This is a genomic window from Jejuia spongiicola (assembly GCF_023502325.1).
Classification (GTDB): domain Bacteria; phylum Bacteroidota; class Bacteroidia; order Flavobacteriales; family Flavobacteriaceae; genus Wocania_A; species Wocania_A spongiicola.
The window spans coordinates 385,908-407,092 of record NZ_JAMFLZ010000004.1 but is presented as its reverse complement, the minus strand read 5'-3'; the positions used below and the strand labels follow the sequence as shown (position 1 = coordinate 407,092).

17 protein-coding genes are annotated in these 21,185 nt (G+C 30.8%); 5 read left to right on the top strand and 12 right to left on the bottom strand.

Features of this window, described 5'->3' with window-relative positions; translation table 11 throughout:
* Positions 1-65 precede the first annotated feature (65 nt).
* On the bottom strand, positions 66-872 hold the full coding sequence (locus tag M3P09_RS11580) for a DNA/RNA non-specific endonuclease (protein WP_249973227.1): 807 nt from the start codon (positions 870-872) through the stop codon (positions 66-68).
* Between the two features lie 11 nt (positions 873-883).
* On the bottom strand, positions 884-2,551 hold the full coding sequence (pafA, locus tag M3P09_RS11575; protein ID WP_099563559.1) for an alkaline phosphatase PafA: 1,668 nt from the start codon (positions 2,549-2,551) through the stop codon (positions 884-886).
* A gap of 106 nt (positions 2,552-2,657) precedes the next feature.
* Here pafA and M3P09_RS11570 point away from each other — a divergent pair, with 106 nt between their 5' ends.
* A complete protein-coding gene (locus tag M3P09_RS11570) occupies positions 2,658-3,398 on the top strand; it encodes an MlaE family ABC transporter permease (protein ID WP_099563558.1) in 741 nt (246 codons plus the stop codon).
* The gene (locus M3P09_RS11565) at positions 3,395-4,162 is read left to right on the top strand and encodes an ABC transporter ATP-binding protein (protein ID WP_249973226.1); all 768 of its coding nucleotides are present in this window, start codon (positions 3,395-3,397) and stop codon (positions 4,160-4,162) included. The genes M3P09_RS11570 and M3P09_RS11565 overlap by 4 nt, the downstream gene beginning before the upstream one ends.
* A 40-nt stretch (positions 4,163-4,202) precedes the next feature.
* On the opposite strand, the gene M3P09_RS11560 is transcribed toward M3P09_RS11565, so the two are convergent.
* From M3P09_RS11560 to M3P09_RS11535, 6 genes are all read right to left on the bottom strand, one after another.
* On the bottom strand, positions 4,203-5,069 hold the full coding sequence (locus tag M3P09_RS11560) for a DUF5694 domain-containing protein (protein ID WP_249973225.1): 867 nt from the start codon (positions 5,067-5,069) through the stop codon (positions 4,203-4,205).
* A gap of 157 nt (positions 5,070-5,226) precedes the next feature.
* On the bottom strand, positions 5,227-6,702 hold the full coding sequence (locus M3P09_RS11555) for a DUF389 domain-containing protein (protein ID WP_099563555.1): 1,476 nt from the start codon (positions 6,700-6,702) through the stop codon (positions 5,227-5,229).
* Positions 6,703-6,796: 94 nt separating this feature from the next.
* On the bottom strand, positions 6,797-7,879 hold the full coding sequence (locus tag M3P09_RS11550; RefSeq protein WP_249973224.1) for a mannose-1-phosphate guanylyltransferase: 1,083 nt from the start codon (positions 7,877-7,879) through the stop codon (positions 6,797-6,799).
* A gap of 49 nt (positions 7,880-7,928) precedes the next feature.
* On the bottom strand, positions 7,929-8,525 hold the full coding sequence (locus M3P09_RS11545) for a SprT-like domain-containing protein (protein ID WP_249973223.1): 597 nt from the start codon (positions 8,523-8,525) through the stop codon (positions 7,929-7,931).
* Positions 8,526-8,558: 33 nt separating this feature from the next.
* The gene (gene argS / locus M3P09_RS11540; RefSeq protein ID WP_249973222.1) at positions 8,559-10,343 is read right to left on the bottom strand and encodes an arginine--tRNA ligase; all 1,785 of its coding nucleotides are present in this window, start codon (positions 10,341-10,343) and stop codon (positions 8,559-8,561) included.
* A gap of 130 nt (positions 10,344-10,473) precedes the next feature.
* Positions 10,474-10,674, bottom strand: a complete 201-nt coding sequence (locus M3P09_RS11535; protein ID WP_099563551.1) for a hypothetical protein — start codon at positions 10,672-10,674, stop codon at positions 10,474-10,476.
* 398 nt (positions 10,675-11,072) lie between these two features.
* Between M3P09_RS11535 and M3P09_RS11530 the strand changes: the two genes are divergently transcribed.
* On the top strand, positions 11,073-13,148 hold the full coding sequence (locus M3P09_RS11530; RefSeq protein WP_099563550.1) for a tetratricopeptide repeat-containing sensor histidine kinase: 2,076 nt from the start codon (positions 11,073-11,075) through the stop codon (positions 13,146-13,148).
* A gap of 121 nt (positions 13,149-13,269) precedes the next feature.
* Here the strand turns inward: M3P09_RS11530 and ctlX are convergent, their stop codons facing one another.
* The gene (gene ctlX / locus M3P09_RS11525) at positions 13,270-14,205 is read right to left on the bottom strand and encodes a citrulline utilization hydrolase CtlX (RefSeq protein WP_249973221.1); all 936 of its coding nucleotides are present in this window, start codon (positions 14,203-14,205) and stop codon (positions 13,270-13,272) included.
* A gap of 143 nt (positions 14,206-14,348) precedes the next feature.
* Here ctlX and M3P09_RS11520 point away from each other — a divergent pair, with 143 nt between their 5' ends.
* Positions 14,349-15,698, top strand: a complete 1,350-nt coding sequence (locus tag M3P09_RS11520; protein ID WP_249973220.1) for a Kelch repeat-containing protein — start codon at positions 14,349-14,351, stop codon at positions 15,696-15,698.
* Between the two features lie 166 nt (positions 15,699-15,864).
* Positions 15,865-17,289: a sulfatase-like hydrolase/transferase gene (locus M3P09_RS11515; RefSeq protein WP_249973219.1), complete on the top strand. Its 1,425-nt coding sequence runs from the start codon at positions 15,865-15,867 to the stop codon at positions 17,287-17,289.
* Here the strand turns inward: M3P09_RS11515 and M3P09_RS11510 are convergent.
* The 3 genes from M3P09_RS11510 to eno form a co-directional block, all read right to left on the bottom strand.
* Complete coding sequence (locus M3P09_RS11510) at positions 17,286-18,200, bottom strand: dimethylarginine dimethylaminohydrolase family protein (protein WP_249973218.1); 915 nt, start codon at positions 18,198-18,200, stop codon at positions 17,286-17,288. The genes M3P09_RS11515 and M3P09_RS11510 overlap by 4 nt on opposite strands.
* A 147-nt stretch (positions 18,201-18,347) precedes the next feature.
* Entirely contained in the window at positions 18,348-19,634 is a 1,287-nt protein-coding gene (locus M3P09_RS11505; RefSeq protein ID WP_099563545.1) for a citrate synthase, read from the bottom strand.
* Positions 19,635-19,818: 184 nt separating this feature from the next.
* Positions 19,819-21,111: a phosphopyruvate hydratase gene (gene eno / locus M3P09_RS11500; RefSeq protein WP_099563544.1), complete on the bottom strand. Its 1,293-nt coding sequence runs from the start codon at positions 21,109-21,111 to the stop codon at positions 19,819-19,821.
* Between the last annotated feature and the right edge of the window lie 74 nt (positions 21,112-21,185).

The window sequence follows — 21,185 nt, the reverse complement described above, 5'->3', positions numbered from 1 at the left end:
AAATCAAAATGTTAGACAGCTAACATTTTGATTTTTAATATTATAGTATCTATGTAAGACTTTAATTAAAAGCTCCAAGCTTTATAACTACTAGAGGCCTCTAGTCTATCTTCAATATTATCATCTAACTGAGGAAAAAAATCAATTCCTGTCAATTTTTCAATGGTGTCGACAGGAACTACAAATTCGTATAAAGGTTTATTAGAATTTTTATGCGGTATTAAAAATGCGATTATTTTTGTTTCACCAGAATTATTATCAATTAATACTTTATAAAATTGGTTAGGTACAGAAACCTCTTCAACTCCAATAGTTTCCATTTTACCACTTAAAACACCTCCCGTTATTACAAAAACACCATCGTACTTACTTGCCCAGTAACGTACCTTTTGTTCTAAAGTATTCCAAATGCCCGAATTAAATTTATGTTCCTGCGGGCTAATATTACTAGTTAAAAAAGTTTCGTCATGCGCAAGTTGATTATAACGTCTATCTCCTGCAGGGCACAAATGTCCGCGATCATACCCAGACTTTTTATAATTACGCCAATTAGCAGCCCCAGTTTTTACAGCCTTGTCAATTTCGAAATATGGCCGTTTGAAATTTGTGTTTGAAAGATGAGATTTCTTCAGTTCGTATGCCACCCATTCGGCTTGTTCGTGTGGTTCACTATATGATAACGAATACCCTTTATGATGAATTACTTGCCCCGTTGTACTTGTTGGTAAGAAATATTCGTTAGTTTCTTTTTTTGTCGATTTACCTTCATAAATAATTTCAGCTTTCTCATCTTCATTTAAAAAGTGTTCGTAACCATAAACACCTAAAAGGAGTAAAATAGCTAACAACGAATAAACTGTTTTCTTATTCAATTATGATAAATTTAATCTAGCACAAAGTCTAATGGTTTTCCAATAGCACCATTAGGGAAACTGATTCCTAACAAAGCAGACATGGTTGGTGCAATATCGGTTACTTCTGTTTTTTTAAGTGTATGCCCAGGTTTAATTCCTTTACCAAAAAATAATAACGGAACGTGTGTATCGTAATTTAAACTACTACCATGTGTAGATCCTGTTACATGATAATTTATGTATGCAGGATCATTTACCAAAATAACATCTCCAGAACGTTTTTGATTATATCCTCTTTGCAATAATGCTTCAATACCTGTTGTAAAATTAGTAGAGCTCATAGTATGAGCTGTATACGCTTTTGAAATATGCTTATAGTTAATTTGTTCATTAACTATAGCTTGTTGCACTTCTTCAAGGTTTAATCCTAATGTTTTAATCTTTTCCCTATTTAAGAAGATTTGATTATTACTAATATTTTCGACAATATCTTTGTCACCATAAGTATCTATTAGGAATTTTTGAAACTTTTCCTTTCTCTGCGAATTATCTATGTATCCTGATGGTATTTTTAAAGTCTGCAAATAAGACGGAACATCTATTGCTCCATGGTCGGCAGTTAAAAATATCGTATATTCTCCTTTGCCTACTTTATCATCCAAAGCATTAAATAAACGCTCTAAATCTTTATCCAATCTAAGATAGGTGTCTTCTACTTCTTTTGAGTTAACACCAAAGTTATGACCCACATAATCTGTTGATGAAAAACTCACTGTTAATACATCGGTAATATTATCTTTCCCTAATTGTTCGCCATCAAGAGATGCTATTGCAAAATCTGTTGTCAAACTATTACCATAAGCCGTCGATTTTAAAATATCGAAACCATTATTATCATTCTTCAAAACAGCTAAATCATAAGGAAATGTTGCTGTTTCTTTACCAACAAACCCACCTTCAAAATTATTCAAATCACTTCCGCTCTCAATATATGTATCAATATCATATAAAGTATTCCAAACTTTAAAGTAAGACTCGGCTATATCTGAAGCGTTAAAATCGTTAACCCATTTTGGTAAACTATTCATATAATATGTACTTGAAATCCAAGATCCTTCTTTTCCTCCTTGAAACCAAAAAGCTGCATTTGCAGAATGACCTGCTGGTAAAATGGCTCCTCTATCTTTAATTGAAATACCAATTGTTTTTCCTCTAAGCTGAGTAAATAATCTATTCTCATCAGCAAACGTCGTTGTCTTCATTCTGTGTGGAGACATTTGTCCAGATTTTTCAGTTGTACCTACAGATTGCACAGTAGTATCTCCTGCACAATAAACCCAGTCTTTTAATTCTTTATCATACCAATCATTACTAATAATACCATGATATTTTGGTGTTGTTCCTGTGTATATTGATGTGTGTCCTGGCCCTGTATACGTTGGCACATAGTTAAAATGGTTGTTTTTACAATTAAAACCATCATTCATCATACGTTTAAACCCGCCATCTCCATATTTATTTTCAAAACGTGTTAAATAGTCATACCTCATTTGATCTACTACAACACCTACTACTAATTTAGGTCTAGAATTAATTGTTTCTACTTTAGTTTTCTGCTTTTTCACTCTAGGTCTTTGAGCAAAAGTGGAATTATATAAAAAAATAATTAAAAAAAAAGGTACTACGTTTTTTAGCATGATTAAAAAATTTATAAGATCAAAAATACATATTTTAAAATATGATATTTTAAAATTAAGGCTAAATTCTATAACTTTTTTTACTTTAGCACTAACAAATTTTTATATGACATACCTTCATAATATTGGATCTTATTTTTTAATGATTGCAGAAATGTTTCGCAAGCCCACTAAATGGTCTGTAATGAAAACATTAATCCTAAAAGATATTGACGATTTAATTATTGGATCATTAGGTATTATTGCATTTATATCATTTTTTGTAGGTGGTGTAATTACTATCCAGACTGCATTAAATATTAGCAATCCACTAATTCCAAAATACTTGGTTGGTTTTGCAACAAGGCAATCTGTTATTTTAGAATTCGCACCAACGTTTACCTCAATTATTATGGCTGGTAAAGTGGGTTCATTTATAACTTCTAGCATAGGAACAATGCGTGTTACTGAACAAATTGATGCTTTAGAGGTTATGGGAATCAACTCTTTAAATTATCTTGTTTTCCCTAAAACAGTGGCGCTAATGCTATATCCTTTTGCCATTGCTATCGGAATGTTTTTAGGTATTTTAGGAGGTATGGCTGCTTGTGTTTTTGGTGGTTATACATCTTTGGCAGATTATATTCTTGGATTACAAACCGATTTTAATGCCTTCCATGTGGCCTATTCGTTTGTTAAAACCTTTATTTTTGCTTTTGTTTTAGCAACCATTCCATCCTTTCATGGCTATTACATGAAAGGTGGTGCGCTTGAAGTTGGTAAAGCCAGTACAACCTCTTTTGTTTGGACATCGGTGGTTATTATTTTATTGAATTACATATTAACAGATATGATGTTAGGGCAATGATAGAGGTTAAAAATTTACATAAATCGTTTAGTGGTGTTGATGTTTTAAAAGGCATTAGTACATCTTTTGAAAAAGGAAAAACCAACCTCATCATTGGGCAAAGTGGTTCTGGTAAAACAGTTTTTTTAAAGTGCTTACTAGGTTTATTTGAATATGAAGAAGGTACTATAGCTTACGATGGAAAAATATTTTCGCAATTGACTGAAGATCAAAAACGTGATTTACGTGCAGAAATCGGTATGGTTTTTCAAGGAAGCGCCTTATTTGATTCTATGACAATTGCTCAAAACGTTATGTTTCCGTTACAGATGTTTACTAATCTAAATAAAAGTGAAATGGAAGATCGTGTAGATTTTGTTTTAAAACGTGTAAACCTTGATGATGCTCATGGAAAAATGCCTAGCGAAGCTTCAGGTGGTATGCAAAAACGTGTAGCTATTGCACGTGCTATAGTAAATAATCCTAAATATTTATTTTGTGACGAACCAAATTCTGGTTTAGACCCAAAAACAGCTATCGTTATTGATAACTTAATTCAGGAAATTACAGACGAATACCAAATAACTACAGTTATAAATTCGCATGATATGAATTCGGTAATGGAAATTGGTGAAAAAATTGTGTTTTTAAAAGAGGGGCTTAAGGCATGGGAAGGCTCAAAAGAAACTATTTTTAAAACTGATAATGAAGTGGTAACTGACTTTGTGTACTCTTCTAACTTATTTAAAAAAGTGCGTAAAATGTATATTGAAGAGAATAAATAATTCGATTAATTTAGAAATTAATGAAGCTTATTAATCTTCTTTATCGCACTAAAATATCCTCTAATTCTTTCACTTTCCAAAGTTTGTTTTCTTTAATAAACAACTCAAACATTGCTGCATGACTTGCTCCAACCAAAACCATAATTCTTTCATCAGATTCTTTAGTATGTTTTTGAATTAGAGACCACATATGCAAATTTCTTTTATACCATTCAGAAGTTAATAATGGTCCTGAAAAATCATTTGGAGCACCAGCCAACAACATTAAATTATTGTGAAAATAATTAGAAAAAGAACGCATTTCTGAACTATTTAGAAAAGTAGTAAGTTCTGTAAGTGATGTTCCTGATTCAATTTTACTGTCAAACTCTTGAGTAAACCTTGAAATACCTTTTTCTATTTTTGCTTCAAGTTCATATTGATTATTCTCTACGATATCTCTCATAACATCATCAAACGGAAAATCTGTTCCTGTATAATCTACACCATAAACTTTTTTTAGATTGCTTTCTTTGGCTATTCTAAAAGCTAATTGAAATATTTCATTTTTAAGATAAAAATCTGAAAGACTAGCATTAGTAAAATATTGATTATTAAGATATAGTTGATATAATGAATCCAATTCTTTTTGCTCTTTATATGACCATTCTACAAATATTTTAGTTGGATTGTATTTTTTAATACTTGAACTTATTTCCTTCAATTCATTCTGTGATTTCTCGCTAAGGATATTAAAAGATTTTGTTTTTATAACATCAGCTCCAGGGTTATTATAATGAAATGTCCCTATCAATAAAGCTTCTTTCTTTTTTGGAGCTACAATAAGTTCTGTCTGCTTTTTTTCTTGTTTTTTACTACAGCTAAAGATTAAAAAAATAATTAATATTAAGAAGGTGCTATTTTTCATAATAAATTGATTTAAAAACTTAATAAGTTGGTCTCTATTTATTAAGACGTTCAAACTTATTAAATAGTTGCCTAATGCTTTTTATTTTTAATGCGTAAGCAAAACAAACTTCAATAATTTAATCAAAATGAGTTAATCTTAATAACACTAACAATCTCTAATTAGCTCGTTTAACAACTAAAGTATCAAGCTTTAATCTTTGCTTTAACCAGGTTTTTAGTTCCTTTTCTTTAACAACCTTCATGCTATCTTTCAAAGAAGACCTCCATTTTATATTTGCTACTGTTATAGTATCAACTTTTATAAAATCATTTGATTCAAGCATTTTAGCATATCCGAAGTATTGTAGATCACTAAACCTTACTTTGGCATCTCGAGACAAATTAGTAAAAGAAACTGCTGTGTTTTGATTGTTATTGCTTTCTATTATTTTATTTAAATCTGTAATCTCAACTTGCAACCCAGCAATCTGTTTTTGGAGACCAGAAATTATATTATCCTTTTTATCTAAATCAGTAATAGCCCTATCGTAAGCATCAGATATTTTATCAAAACTTCTGTTTTTATTTCCATAAATTTCTAATTCGAAATCTTTAATTTTTTCATACTGTTTAACTTCGTTTCTTAAATCTGCTTCAGTAGCATTGTTAATTTCACCGTTAAAATATAGTTTGATTATTTTTGTTTCTTCATCAAAAGTTCCATTTTGAAACCACAATTCACGATTGTTTTCTATTTCAACTTTCTTAAATTTATTATAGTCGTTTTCTATTCCGCTATACTGATAAACCTCCCAAAATGTCCAACCTGCTCTAAACATAACAATTATTGCTAATAAAGAAGCTAATTGAGCAATACGTTTTCTCTTTTTAGAATTAACATATTTTAGCATCGGGAAGCGTAACAACTTTAACACTAAAAATGTAGCAAGTGCTATAAAAATTGTGTTAATAGTAAACAAATACATAGCACCTCCAAAGAAATTCCAATTACCAATAGCGAGCCCATAACCGGCTGTACACAACGGTGGCATTAATGCTGTTGCAATTGCTACTCCAAAAATAACAGAAGCAATAGTACCTTTTTTAGTACGTGCAATAATTAAAGCTAAACCACCAAAAAAAGCAATTAACACATCTCGAATGTCTGGTTTTACACGGCCTAAAAGCTCTGATGTTTCTTGGCTGCCTAATGGAAAGAATTTAAAAAACATAAACGCCGTTAATAAACTAAGCACAATCATCGTCGCTAAATTTATTAAAGACTTTTTAAGTGTATCTATATCATTTATGGCTATAGACATTCCAACGCCTAAAATTGGTCCCATTAGTGGAGAAATTAACATGGCTCCTATTACTACAGCTGTTGAGTTAGCATTTAATCCAACCGATGCAACAAATATGGAACAAATTAAAATCCATGCCGTAGCTCCTTTAAAGGATATATCTCCTTTTATGGCATTAATAGTAGCATCTCTATCTGTATCATCACGAAAATCAAGCAGCTCAACCATAAAGGTTTTTATACTCTGAAATAAACCTTGAGCGTCTTTCTTTAAAGCTTCTTTAGATTGCTCTACAGCTTTGTCTTTAATATTTTCTTCTTCTGAAAAATTAAATTTATTTTCTTCCATTTATATAATTTTAGCCACTAATACACGAATATAAAAAATAAATTTGAGGTCATTATTTTTTATAATCATTGTAAACGACACTATTTAGAACATTTTACCCTAAATGGTCACCATAAGTGGTTTTTACTTTTTGAAGCACTTTTTTTATATCTTGCTCTTTTGATTTTGGATAGATAAGTAAAACTTCATCTTTATCAACTACAATATAATCTTGTAAACCGTCGATTACTACAACTTTATCGTTTTTGGTTCGTATCATATTTCCCGAAGCATCTTCGGTTAAAGTTCTAGAGTTTACTACGGCATTTCCAGAGTGATCTTTATCTAATTTATCATATAAGCTTCCCCATGTTCCTAAATCATTCCAATCAAATTCAGCAGCAATTACAAATACATTCTTAGATTTTTCCATAATGGCATAATCAACCGAAATGTTTTCAGATTTGTCATAATTATCTCGAATAAAATCGTCTTCAAAATCTGTATTATATGAGTCTATTCCTGTTTCAAATAAGGCATATAAAGTAGGTTGATTATCTTTAAATGCTTGCACAACACTTTTAACACTCCACATAAAAATACCTGCATTCCATAAAAAATTCCCTTGGTTAATAAATGTTTTTGCAGTTTCATAATCTGGTTTTTCTCTAAATTGATTTACCGATTTAATTACTTTCTCGGATGTCTTGTCAAATTCAATATATCCGTAACCTGTATTTGGGAATGTTGGCGTAATGCCAAGTGTCATTAAAGCATTATTTTCTGCACAAAAATCAAACGCTTTTTGTACATTTTTAGAAAATGCTTTTTCATCTTCAATCCAATGATCACTTGGTGCTACAATCATTACTGCATCAGGATTCTCTTTTTGAATTTTTAACGATGCATACAAAATACATGGAGCTGTATTTCTCATAGCTGGTTCTAAAACCACTTGACGTTTAGTTACTTCAGGAATCTGTTCGAAAACCAAATCATTATATCGCTCATTTGTTAATATGAAAATATTTTCTTTTGGAATTAAGTCTGCTAAACGATTGAATGTTTTTTGAATAAGTGTATCACCAGTACCCAACATATCGTGAAACTGTTTAGGAAATTCTTCTGTACTTACCGGCCAAAACCTTGAACCAACACCTCCTGCCATTAATATGGCATAATAATTTTTGTTTTTCATATTATCTCTTTTAACACAGACTTCTTTTTAATGATTATTGTTTGTGATTTTAACTCAACAATTCTACTTCTGCATTAGGATTGAAAAGATACAACTTTCCTGTTTTAAGCTCAACGCATTCGTATCGTTTAACTCGTTTATTTCCTTTTTTAAATATTTTACCATTGTATAATTTAAAATCTTTCCCTATTGGTACTTGAAAGATATAGGTTTTGTTATTAGGTGCGTCAAACTGTTTTAAAGCTAAAGCTAATTTAACATCGGTATCGCTTGATGCTTTAGGGTTTTTAAAATGATTTGCTAAAAGTGGTAATAAATTATCTGGAAAAATATTTGGGTTTAAAAACGGTAACATTAAGTGCTGAAAACTACGTTTCCACTCTAAACCGTGTGGTTTAATATATTTACCATAAGTACTGAAGGCCTCAAAATGTGCGATTTCATGTATTAGCGTAATTAAAAATCGGTATTCATTCAAATTAGCATTTATAGTAATTTGATGTTTTTTATTTGGTAGTTGTTTATAATCGCCGTGGCGAGTTTTACGCTCGTTTTTTATTTTAACTGTTAGATTATCGTGCTCTAAAAGTTTTAAAACTCGCGGTATTGCCTCTTGCGGAATATAATCTTGTAACAGATTTTGCATGAGGTAAAAATAATGTAAATCTTTAAAACAAATTTACATTCTCTCTGGAACTTGAATTCCTAAAACATGAAATGCATTTTTAATAGTTAAAGCAACTTTATTAGAAAGCTGAACTCTAAATACTTTATCCAAATCATTATCTGCTCCTAAAATTGACACGTTTTGATAAAATGAATTAAACTCTTTAACCAAGTCGTAAGTATAATTGGCAATTAAAGCTGGGCTATGTTGTACCGCTGCATTTTGAATAACTTCTGGAAATAATTGAAGTTGTTTTATTAACTCTTTTTCTTTGCTATGTAATGATCTTACTAGGTTTTTTACTGGTTTTGAATAATCAAAATTCGCTTTTCTTATTATGGATTGGATTCTTGCATAGGTATATTGAATGAAAGGCCCCGTATTACCTTGAAAATCTATAGATTCTTTTGGATCAAATAAAATGCGCTTTTTAGGATCAACTTTCAAGATAAAATATTTTAAAGCACCTAAACCAATAGTTTTATATAACTCTTGCTTTTCTGTTTCAGAATAACCATCAAGCTTTCCTAGTTCCTCAGAAATCTCGCCAGCAGTTTTAGCCATTTCGCCAATTAAATCATCAGCATCAACAACGGTCCCTTCTCTACTTTTCATTTTCCCACTAGGTAAATCAACCATTCCATAACTTAAATGATACAAATTTTTAGCCCAATCGAATCCTAATTTTTTTAGTATTAAGAATAGTACTTTAAAATGATAATCTTGCTCGTTACCAACTGTATAAACCATACCACCAACATCTGGAAAATCTTTAATACGCTGTATAGCTGTACCAATATCCTGGGTCATGTAAACTGCAGTACCATCTGCACGTTGCACTATTTTTTTATCTAATCCTTCATCTGTTAAATCACACCAAACTGAACCATCTTTCTCTTTAACAAAAACGCCTGTTTTCAACCCTTGATCCACAAATTCCTTCCCTAATAAATAGGTTTTACTTTCGTAATACAGGGTATCAAAATCGACTCCTAAGTTTTTATAAGTAATATCAAACCCTTTGTAAACCCAGCTGTTCATTTTTTCCCAAAGGGCTACAGTCTCTTCATCACCAGCTTCCCATTTTAAAAGCATATTTTGTGCTTCCAACAAAATAGGAGCTTGTTTTTTAGCTTCATCTTCAGTTTTTCCTTCGGCAATTAAATCAGCTACTTCTCTCTTATATTCTTGATCGAACTTTACATAATAATTCCCTACCAGTTTATCGCCTTTTAAACCTGTACTTTCTGGAGTTTCTCCATTACCAAAACGCTCCCATGCCAACATACTTTTGCAAATATGAATGCCTCTATCGTTTATAATTTGAGTTTTATAAACTTTTTTTCCTGAAGCTTTTAAAATCTCGGCAACACTATAACCTAACAAATTGTTTCTTACATGGCCTAAATGCAATGGTTTGTTCGTATTTGGTGAAGAATACTCTACCATTACAGCTTTACCATCATTATTTACATTTGAAAATCCGTAGGTATCATCTTCAAGAGTTTCATTAAAAAAATGTGTAAAATAAACATCGCTTATTTCGATATTTAAAAAGCCCTTTACAACATTAAATGCCTTAACATTTTCTACATGCTTAACTAAATGATTTCCTATATTCTCTCCAATCTGAACTGGATTCCCTTTAATAAAACGCAGCATTGGAAAAATCACTACGGTAATATCTCCTGCAAACTCTTTTCTGGTTGCCTGAAATTCTACAGTATCAATTTCTAAATTATACGAAGTTTGTATAGCTTGTTTTACATGGACAGATAATATCTCCTGAAGGCTCATTTACTTTAACATTTTAAGTGAGCAAAGATAGGATATTTATTAATTTTTAAAGTTTAATTAATTTCAATATTCAAAAAGTCTAACTACTCATAAAGCAACTAAACTTAAATCTAATCATTTACAACAATTTTTACTTTTTCCCTCCTAAAAAATTTAGAGCTATTGCTACTAAACCTAAAGCAATTGTAATATACGAGTTAGTGTTATCTTGAGCCTCAACACTCAAACCTCCAATACTAACAGCAGCTTCAGGAGCAACCAAAGTGTAAATTCCGTAACCTACCAGTATAACACCTACAACTAAAAGAATTATTTTTACATTTTTGTTCATAATAGAATAGTTTAATTTTTTATTAAGATAATAAATATTCTATTATAGTGTAAATTCAACTTTTTACCACCTATTTAATTGAGCTAAAAAAAATAAAAAACAAAAAGTGCATTTCGTCGATAAAAGTGTCGTTTTTCTATGTTTTTTGCCGTTAATCTATTCGTCGATTTTTTAACAAATATTTAGTGTTCTTTTTATCTAATTTTTTGGCATTAAAACGCAGAAATTAGCTTTATGCTTGTCTTTTTACAACTTTTGTTTGGTAAAGCTATTAGTATTCAACATTTGAAGACTATTAAAAACTAACAAATATTACAGCTTAATAGAGTAATCTTTATTTCCCTCAAATAAGGCTTCTTTATATCATTGCTTTGTTATTGGTGTAATTTAGGTATTGTATGAGGAAAATAATTACGTTAATTATATTTTTATCTGTGTACTCTGGGTTTGCTCAAACTGAAGAGATAGACAGTCTTTCCATACAGTTAGCTTACGAGAATCAAGATAGCTTAAAAGTAGACACTTCACTCAAACTTATAAAATCTCTTTATGAGTTAAATGATTACGATAAAGCTATAAAGTATATCATATTAAGTGAAAAACTATCAACTGACCTCAATTACCATAAAGGTATTGCAGAAGTTGCGTATTACAAAGCTTTAATTTACGCTCAAAAAAATGATTATATAAATGCCGTTAGTGGGTATGAAAAATCGAAAGCTTTATTTCGTCAATTAAACGATGCTCTAGGCGTAGCAAAAGTTAACAATAGTATTGGCTTATTAGAAATTAAACGTGGTAATTATGCTAAAGGGTTACAATACTCTTTATCTGCTATAGAGGAGTTAGAAAAACGTAACTTTACATACGAGCTTAAACTTTCATACAGCAACTTAGCCAAAGCTTATTATAACATCAATGCTTTTGACAAAGCAATTGAGTATTATCTAAAAGCCTTAGAAATACAAGAACAATTAAATGATACCGTTGGTATAAATGAATCTAATAATTATTTGGCTGAACTATACTCTATAAAAAAAGAACATAGAAAGGCTATCGAATATTATGAAAAAGTACTAACTAGCGTTGGTACCGACAATGATTCCATTCGCGGAAGTGTTTTTCCTAAATTAGGTGGAGAGTATTTAAAGTTTAATGATTACGAACAGGCCACTAAATATTTAATACAAGGTTATAACATAAATGTAAGAAGTAAGGATAAATCAAGTTTATTGACCGTTTTAAACAACCTTGGAGATCTAAATTTACAACAACGAAGATTAATTTTAGCAGAAAAACAACTACTAGAAGCTGGAGCTATTGCCAAAGACCTTAATAATAAAAACGAACTATTAAGGCATTACAAATTAATGAAAGCTTTAGATTCAACTAAAAGAAGGTTTGATAGAGCATTTATTTGGCAACGCGAATATTTTAAATTAAAAAATGAGCTAAGCAAAAACAGTATTAATGTTGACTTAAGCTCCAGTGAAACTACTAAACTTGAATTAGATCCAAATTTTGATAAAGAAGTTCTAATACCTAATGATACTAAAACGGATACTACAAATAGTATAACTGTTACTGAAAATCAGCAAAAGTTTGATAGACTTAAGCTGATTTTTTATGCATTGCTAGCTGCATTAGCTATAGTATCTACTTTTTTAATAATGATTTATTTAAAACGCAACAGTAGTATAAAATACACTCAAGAGCTTGAAGAGAAAAATATAAAAATTCAATTACAAAATGAGGCATTTCAAGAACAAACAAAACATCTTGAAAACGTTAATAATGTCAAGGACAAATTATTCTCAATTGTATCTCATGATTTAAAAGACTCGTTATCATCAATTAATGGTTTTATAGATTTACTAAAAGATGGCTCTCTCTCTCGAGAGGAATTTGATAATTTAATTCCTGAATTAAGTGAAAATGCTAATAGCGCCTCTCTACTTTTATTTAATTTACTAAACTGGTCTAAATCTCAAATGCATTCGCTTGAGCCTAAACCAAGCTTATTTGATGTTCAAGAAGTTTTTGAAGATAAAGTAAAGCTAATTGAACAACGCATGGAAAACAAAGGCATCACGCTCGTAGACCGTTCGTTACGCGATTTTGCATATGCCGATAGAAGTATGTTTGAAATTGTTATTCAAAATTTGCTTGCTAATGCTCTAAAATTTAGTAATAGTGGTGATACTATTACCATTTCAAATCATATTAGCAATGGAAGTTGTATCATTAGTATTGCTGATACTGGAGTAGGCATTTCTAGACAGAACATAGAAAAACTATTTAAAAGCAACACTTTTACTACTATGGGCACAAATAATGAGAAAGGAACAGGTTTGGGTCTTTCTATTTGTAAAGAGTTAATTGAACTTAACAATGGTAAAATTTGGGTAGAAAGCACTCAAAATGTTGGTAGTACGTTTTATGTACAATTACCAAAATCTAAACCATCAGCTTAGAGTTTCAAACTAATAATTTATATATTTTGGCGTTACCTAAAGGTCGGGCTTTACGCTATATCTTTTTTTCGTACCTCAAAAAAGGATGCCGCTGCAATCCCTAACGCAGTCCTTTTTCAAACTAATTTTTAGGTAAAAACACTTCCGCCATCATGCAACGTGCACTGCCACCACCACAAGCTTCAATAGTATCTAAAGAGCTAGACATGATTTTAGTATGCTTTTCTAATCTTTCAATTTGAGATGCAGTCAACGAATTGTAAGCAGCCTGACTCATTATTAAATATAATTCATCATTTACCCCTTTTACCTGTAACATATTACCAGCAAAATTGTTAACCTGTGCTTCGGTAATGTCTATAATTTCTTTATCGTTTTCTTTTAAATGATTAATAAGGTTTTTGCGTTCTTTTTTATCATCAATGCTATCTAAACAAATAACTGCAAAGGTTTCACCTAAGCACATCATAACGTTAGTATGATAAATTGCCATACGATCAGCATTTACTGTTTGATTCGCTGTAAAAATTACTGGAGTATATTCAAAATCTTCACAAAACTCAATAAATAAATCTTCATCAGCTCGAGGTGATAAGGCACAATATGCTTTTCTATTTACTCTATCTAAAATAACGCTACCGGTACCTTCTAGAAACACTTCTTCATCTTCTGCGCTCGTATAATCTACTATTTGGTTAATTGTAAAACCTTCTTCTTCTAACCGAATTAAAACATCTTCTCTCCGTTCTAAACGCCTATTTTTAGCAAACATAGGATATAACCCTACGTTGCCGTTTTCATGAAACGATACCCAGTTATTAGGAAAAATTGAATCTGGTGTATCAAACTCTTTAGTGTCATTTACAACAACCACATTTACACCAATTGTTTTGAGTTTTTCAACATACGCATCAAACTCTTGTTGTGCTTTTGTATTAACCGTTTCTGGTAATAAATTATCAATTACTTTTTGGTAATAATTGTTTACAGCTGTTTGCTCATTCATCCTAAAATTAACAGGGCGAATCATTAATATAGTATTGGTTGTTTGTTGCATGATTGAAAATTTGTTTCGCAAAAATATAATTAATTATTAAACAATAATGATATACTAAACTTTACTTTCATTAGAAATATTTTAAAAGAAATTAGTCTTGGCGTATTTTTTGTGGTAATAAAAAAGTAATCAAAAACCAACCCATGAAACTTTTTATACTCTTTTTATTATCAACTTTTTCTTTATTAGGCCAAAGCATAAAAGGTAAAGTTATTGATATAGACACTAAAGTACCTATAGAAAATGTATCTGTATACCTCGAAAACTTAAAAAAAGGAACAACGACAAATAAAAAAGGGTTGTTTCATTTAAAAAGTAATTTCAATCATAATGTGTCTGACAGTATTACTTTTTCAATTATTGGTTATTATTCAAAAAAAATAACCTTATCAAAATTAAAAAAGCAAAATTTTATAGTTAATCTTTCTAAAAAAACTGAACAGCTTAGGGAAATAACTGTTCATTCAAATCAAGGGTTAAAAAAAGAAATCTCTTTTAGAAAATTAAAACCCATTAAAAATGGAGTTCATTCCTTTGGTTCTGTCTTAATTGGCGATTATATATACCTAATTAGTGGTGATGGTTCCTATATTGAAGACACAGGCAAAAAAGCCTTACTTGAAGTACAAAGCTTTGCTAACCCAACATTAAGTGATTTGCTAAAAAGATTAATTATAAACCCTACATGGAACAATTATAGAGATAATCTTTTTGTATATAATATTGAAAATAACGAATGGTCTAAATCTGACTTAGGTTTCAGAAAACGAGCATATCATAATATAAATCTAGTTGATGACAATATATATGTATTAGGAGGAAAAAGAATATCTGTAAACCAAAAAAAAGAGTATTTAGATGAAACTATTGAAGTTTATAACTTAAAAAAAGATAGTATAATTTTAGACAAAACAAACCCTCATCAAGCAGTTAATTTTGCCTCTTTTAATTACAATAAAAATCTAATTATTATGGGAGGTTCTACCAAAATAAACAAAAAAGGGGAAAAAACTTATACAAACAAATCTCACCTTTTTAATTTAGAATCTGGCTATTGGTACGAATTAAAAAAAATGACTAAAGCCAAAGAAGTAAAAGGTGTTTTGATTAATAATACCATTTACTTAATTGGCGGTTTTAATGGAAAACCGTTATCAGAAATAGAGTCTTATAGTATAAATAGTGGGGAGTGGAAAAATGAGGGGCATTTATTTAACGGAATTGCAAACCCTTCACTAACCTATTTTAATGATACTATATATATTTTTAATGATTCAAAAATTTTAACATATAACATTTCCACTAAAATTTTAAATGAATATAATATACACCTGAATTTAAAAGCTTCAAAAATTCATTATTATAAAAACAAATTATATATAATAGGAGGGTATATTGAAAATGAATATTCCAAAACACCATCTTCTCAAACATACAGTATAGACTTACTGGAATTTGAAACTACTGAAGTACAACAATCAAAAAAGATGTAATATTCAAAGCACTTTACTACAAATACATAAGCTCCCTTTTGGCTTTTAAACATATTACTACAAAAGTCTTTTCTTTAAAAAAAAGTAACTTCGCTTCTGAATCAATATTACTAATACGTAGCACATTATGTCAAAAGGCTTCTCATTTCATTTTAAAACAAACACCATGACCAATTTAATTAGAATCACATTTACTTTGTTTCTAATTACTGTGTTAACTTCTTGCAACAAGACTTCTAAAAAGCCTAATATTATATTAATTATGACGGATGATCAAGGTTGGTATGATGTAGGGTTTAATGGAAATACCATAATTAAAACACCTTGGTTAGATTCATTAGCCTCAAATGGAGTTATTTTTGATAGGTTTTATTCAGCTTCGGCAGTCTGTTCTCCAACTAGGGCCAGTTTAATTACAGGAAGAAACCCTTTAAGAATGAATATCCCATATGCTAACTCTGGTCACATGAAAAGTGAAGAAATTACAATACCAGAAATTTTAAAAGATCAAGGATATACTACAGGTCATTTTGGCAAATGGCATCTAGGAACATTAACAAAAGATGAGCTAGATGCTAACAGAGGAGGAAAAGAAAAATTCTTAAGTGATTATACCCTCCCATCTGAACACGGTTATGATAATTTCTTTTGTACCGAATCTAAAGTCCCTACGTTTGATCCTATGCTTTATCCAACTTCATTTATAAATGGAGAAAGCAAACACTATGGATGGAGAGCTATAAAAAATACTGATTCAGCAAGCGTATATGGTACTTCATATTGGAAAAATTCTGGACAAAAAGAAACTGCCAATTTAAAAGGTGATGATTCCCGTATTATAATGGACCGGGTTATTCCTTTTATTGAAAAAGCTGATCAAAAAAAACAACCGTTTTTTACAACAATTTGGTTTCATACGCCTCACTTACCTGTAGTTAGCGATAGCATTCATCGTTCTTATTACGATGGCATGGATTTAACTAAACAAATTTATTATGGAACACTTACTGCTTTAGATGAGCAAATTGGAAGGTTGTGGAAAACACTAGAAAATTCTGGTATCGATGATGAGACTATCATATTTTTCTGTAGTGATAATGGTCCCGAGAATAAAACTCCTGGAAGTGCTGGAATATTTAGAAATCGAAAAAGAAGCCTTTATGAAGGTGGAGTAAGAGTACCTGCATTTGTAATATGGAAAAACAATCTTATAGGTGGTAAAAGAATAGATTTTCCAGCTGTTACAAGTGATTACCTTCCCACTATACTAGACATTTTAAATATTGAATACTCTGACAATAGACCTATTGATGGTACTAGCTTATTTAACGCTATTAAAGGAATTGATAAAGAAAGAACAAAACCTATTGGATTTATATGTAACCCAAAAATATCTTGGGTAACTAATCAATACAAATTGATTGGCGATAAAAAAGATGGAAATTTTGAACTTTATGACTTAATAAATGACAAATCAGAAAAAAAGGATATAAGTAAAAATAACCCTCAGCTAGTAAACAAACTAAAAACAGATTTAAAAATGTGGCAAAAATCGGTTGAAAATAGTAATACTGGAGCGGATTATAATTAATCTCTAATTAAAGGCATAGTTGAGCATCTTAATAATCCTTCCTGTTTTGCTATTTCTGCATAAGGCACTTCTTCAACCGTAAAACCTTGTTCTCGCAACCACGTATTTAAGCGTGTAAAATTTTGTTCTGAAATAATAACATCTTCGGAAATTGAAAATACATTACTATTCATATTATACATTTCATCTTTTGTGATTTCAAATACATTATCTTTTCCAAAAAAATTAAGCAACCATTCGTATTCACTTTCTACTAAAAATCCGTTTTTATGAAGTATAGCTTTATCTTTACCCATAGGCTGAAAACAACAGTCTAAATGTAGAGCATTATCTTTAGCATTTGTATTAGATTTTCTTAACTCGAATGCTTTAACAGTTTTTTCTGGAAACAATTCTTGTATAGCAATTACCGCATCCGTGTTAGTACGAGCTGTTATATAATCTGGATAATCATCTCCTGAATAAGTCCCAATAAAAATATAATCGTTCCAAGGCATAACATCGCCTCCTTCAACATGACATTCTTCAGGTAGAATGATTCTATTATTAGTTTCTACTTGGTTCCAAATATAATCTATAGCCTCAACTTCTTCTTCTCTGTTGGGAAGAATGTTGGCTCTAATCATTTTATTATCAATAACAAAAGCTATATCGCGCGAAAATATCTGATTACAATCTTTTATAACTTCTGGTCTATATACCTTAACACCATACTTTTTAAAAACTGCTGCAACAGCTTCCATTTCTTGTATCATGTCTTCTTCTTTAGGATATGTCCCTGCTATAACATGTTCAATACTTTTAGGATCGTAACAATCTTCTACCTTAGGCGTTGGACCATTACTTTCTGCTGTGCCTAAAACAACCGCTCTTAAGCGAGAGGTTTCATTTTTAATATTTAACTCTAACATGCGACAAACGTAAAAATTATATTCTTTTTTTTAGAAATTATTATTAATAATATTCAATTTCCATTAATTCATTAAAAACGAGCAAATATAAAATAAAAAAGCTTCATAAAATATGAAGCTTTGATTTCTTAGATAATTAAATACTTACTATCTTTTTTCTAACTTTTTAAAAGGTCTTAACGTTTCTCCAACATATAACTGCCTTGGTCTTCCAATTGGCTCTTTTCTTAATCGCATTTCGCGCCACTGTGCTATCCAACCTGGTAATCGTCCCAATGCAAACATTACAGTAAACATATCGGTAGGAATACCCATAGCTCTATAAATTATTCCTGAATAAAAATCTACGTTAGGGTATAATTTACGTTTCACAAAATAATCATCGTTTAATGCTTCTTGTTCAAGTCCTTTAGCAATTTCTAAAATTGGGTCTTCTACTCCTAAATCGGCTAATACTTCATCGGCAGCTTTTTTAATAATTCTTGCACGAGGGTCGAAGTTTTTATATACACGATGACCAAAGCCCATTAATCTAAACGGGTCGTTTTTATCTTTAGCTTTTGCCATATACTTTTTAGTATCTCCTCCATCTTCTTTAATAGCCTCAAGCATTTCCAATACAGCCTGATTTGCACCACCGTGAAGTGGCCCCCATAATGCTGAGATTCCAGCAGATAACGAAGCAAATAATCCAGCATGAGACGATCCTACAATTCTAACTGTGGAAGTAGAGCAGTTTTGCTCATGGTCTGCGTGAAGAATCAATAACTTATCTAAAGCATCTACTATTATTTTATTTTGAACATACTTCTCATTAGGTTGTTTAAACATCATTTTTAAGACATTTTCAACATAACCTAGAGTATTAGATCCATAATCTAGAGGGAGTCCTTGTTTTTTGCGCATAGTCCAAGCAACTAACACAGGAAACTTTCCAAGTATTTTTACAACAGAATTATACATATCTTCTTCAGAGTCAACATTTACTGAAGAAGGGTTAAAAGCAGTTAAGGCACTTGTAAGTGACGACAAAACTCCCATAGGGTGAGCCGACTTAGGAAATGCATCAATAATCTTTCTTACATCATCATCTACTATAGATTTTGATTTAATGTCTGCATGAAATTTATCGTGTTGTTCTTTTGTAGGTAATTCTCCAAATATTAATAAATAAGCAACTTCTAAAAAATCTGCTTCTTCTGCTAATTCTTCAATGCTATACCCTCTATATCTTAAAATTCCTTTTTCACCATCTAAAAATGTAATTTCGCTTTCACAAGAACCTGTGTTTTTATAACCAGCATCAATAGTTGTAACACCTCCAGTAACACCTCTTAATGTTTTAATATCTATTGCAACTTCATTTTCTGTTCCAACAATTAATGGAAACTCATGCTTGTTACCGTTAATTTCTAACGTAGCTTTATCTGACATATAGTAAAATTTTCATGTTTGATTTTTTGTCGAAATTGACCTTACGAATTTACAAAATATCTTACTATTTCTAAAGCTTATAGCTAATGATTTAGCTAATTTAAATATTAAAAAAATTGATAGTACAAAAAAGAGCGATTATTAAAATAATAACCGCTCTTTTTATAAATTTTTTAAAAACTACTTATTTTATTTTAAAAGCTTTTTCTTGGGGAAAATATGCCACTTCTCCTAGCTCTTCTTCTATACGAAGTAATTGATTGTATTTTGCCATACGATCACTTCGAGATGCTGACCCAGTTTTAATTTGGCCAGTATTTAAAGCTACAGCTAGATCAGCAATAGTATTATCTTCAGTTTCTCCAGAACGATGAGACATTACAGATGTATATCCCGCATTGTGAGCCATATTAACTGCAGCTATAGTTTCAGTTAATGTCCCTATTTGGTTTACCTTGATTAAAATAGAATTAGCAATCCCGTTTTCAATCCCACGAGACAAACGCTCTACATTGGTTACAAATAAGTCATCTCCTACTAATTGTACTTTATCTCCAACCAATTCAGTTAAATATTTCCAGCCATCCCAATCGTTTTCATCCATTCCGTCTTCAATTGAAATAATTGGATATTTTGCAACAAGTTCTGCTAAATAATCAGCTTGCTCTTTACTTGTTCTTACTTTTCCTGTATCGCCTTCAAACTTTTTATAATCGTATTGTCCATTTTCATAAAATTCAGCAGATGCACAATCTAACGCAATCTTCACTTCATCACCAAATTTATAACCTGCATTTTCAACTGCCTGAGCAATCGTTTCTAAAGCATCTTCTGTTCCTCCAGCTAAGTTTGGAGCAAATCCACCTTCATCACCTACAGCAGTACTTAAATTTCTATCGTGCAAAACCTTTTTAAGGTTGTGAAAAATCTCAGTTCCCATTTGCATTGCGTGTGTAAAGTTTTTGGCCTTCACTGGCATAATCATAAACTCTTGAAATGCAATTGGAGCATCACTATGAGAGCCCCCATTAATTATGTTCATCATTGGTAATGGCAACGTGTTTCCAGACACACCACCAACATAACGATATAATGGCAATCCAAGTTCGTTTGCAGCGGCTTTAGCAACAGCCAAAGAAACACCTAAAATGGCATTAGCTCCTAATTTTGATTTGTTTGGTGTTCCATCTAAATCAATCATCATTTGATCAATTAAATTTTGCTCAAAAACTGAAACACCCAATAAATCTTCAGCAATAAGAGTATTAACATTTTCTACCGCTTTTAAAACTCCTTTTCCCATATATGTGTTACCTCCATCTCGTAATTCTACTGCTTCATGTTCTCCTGTTGAAGCTCCAGAAGGGACTGCGGCTCTTCCTAAAACATTGTTTTCGGTAATTACATCAACTTCTACTGTTGGGTTCCCTCTAGAATCTAGAATTTGTCTTGCGTGGATATTAATTATAATACTCATAATTGGTTTGTTTTTAATCTTTTTAATTATTTCAAATTTACGGCTAAATATCGTTTTATGTTAAATGTTATTGT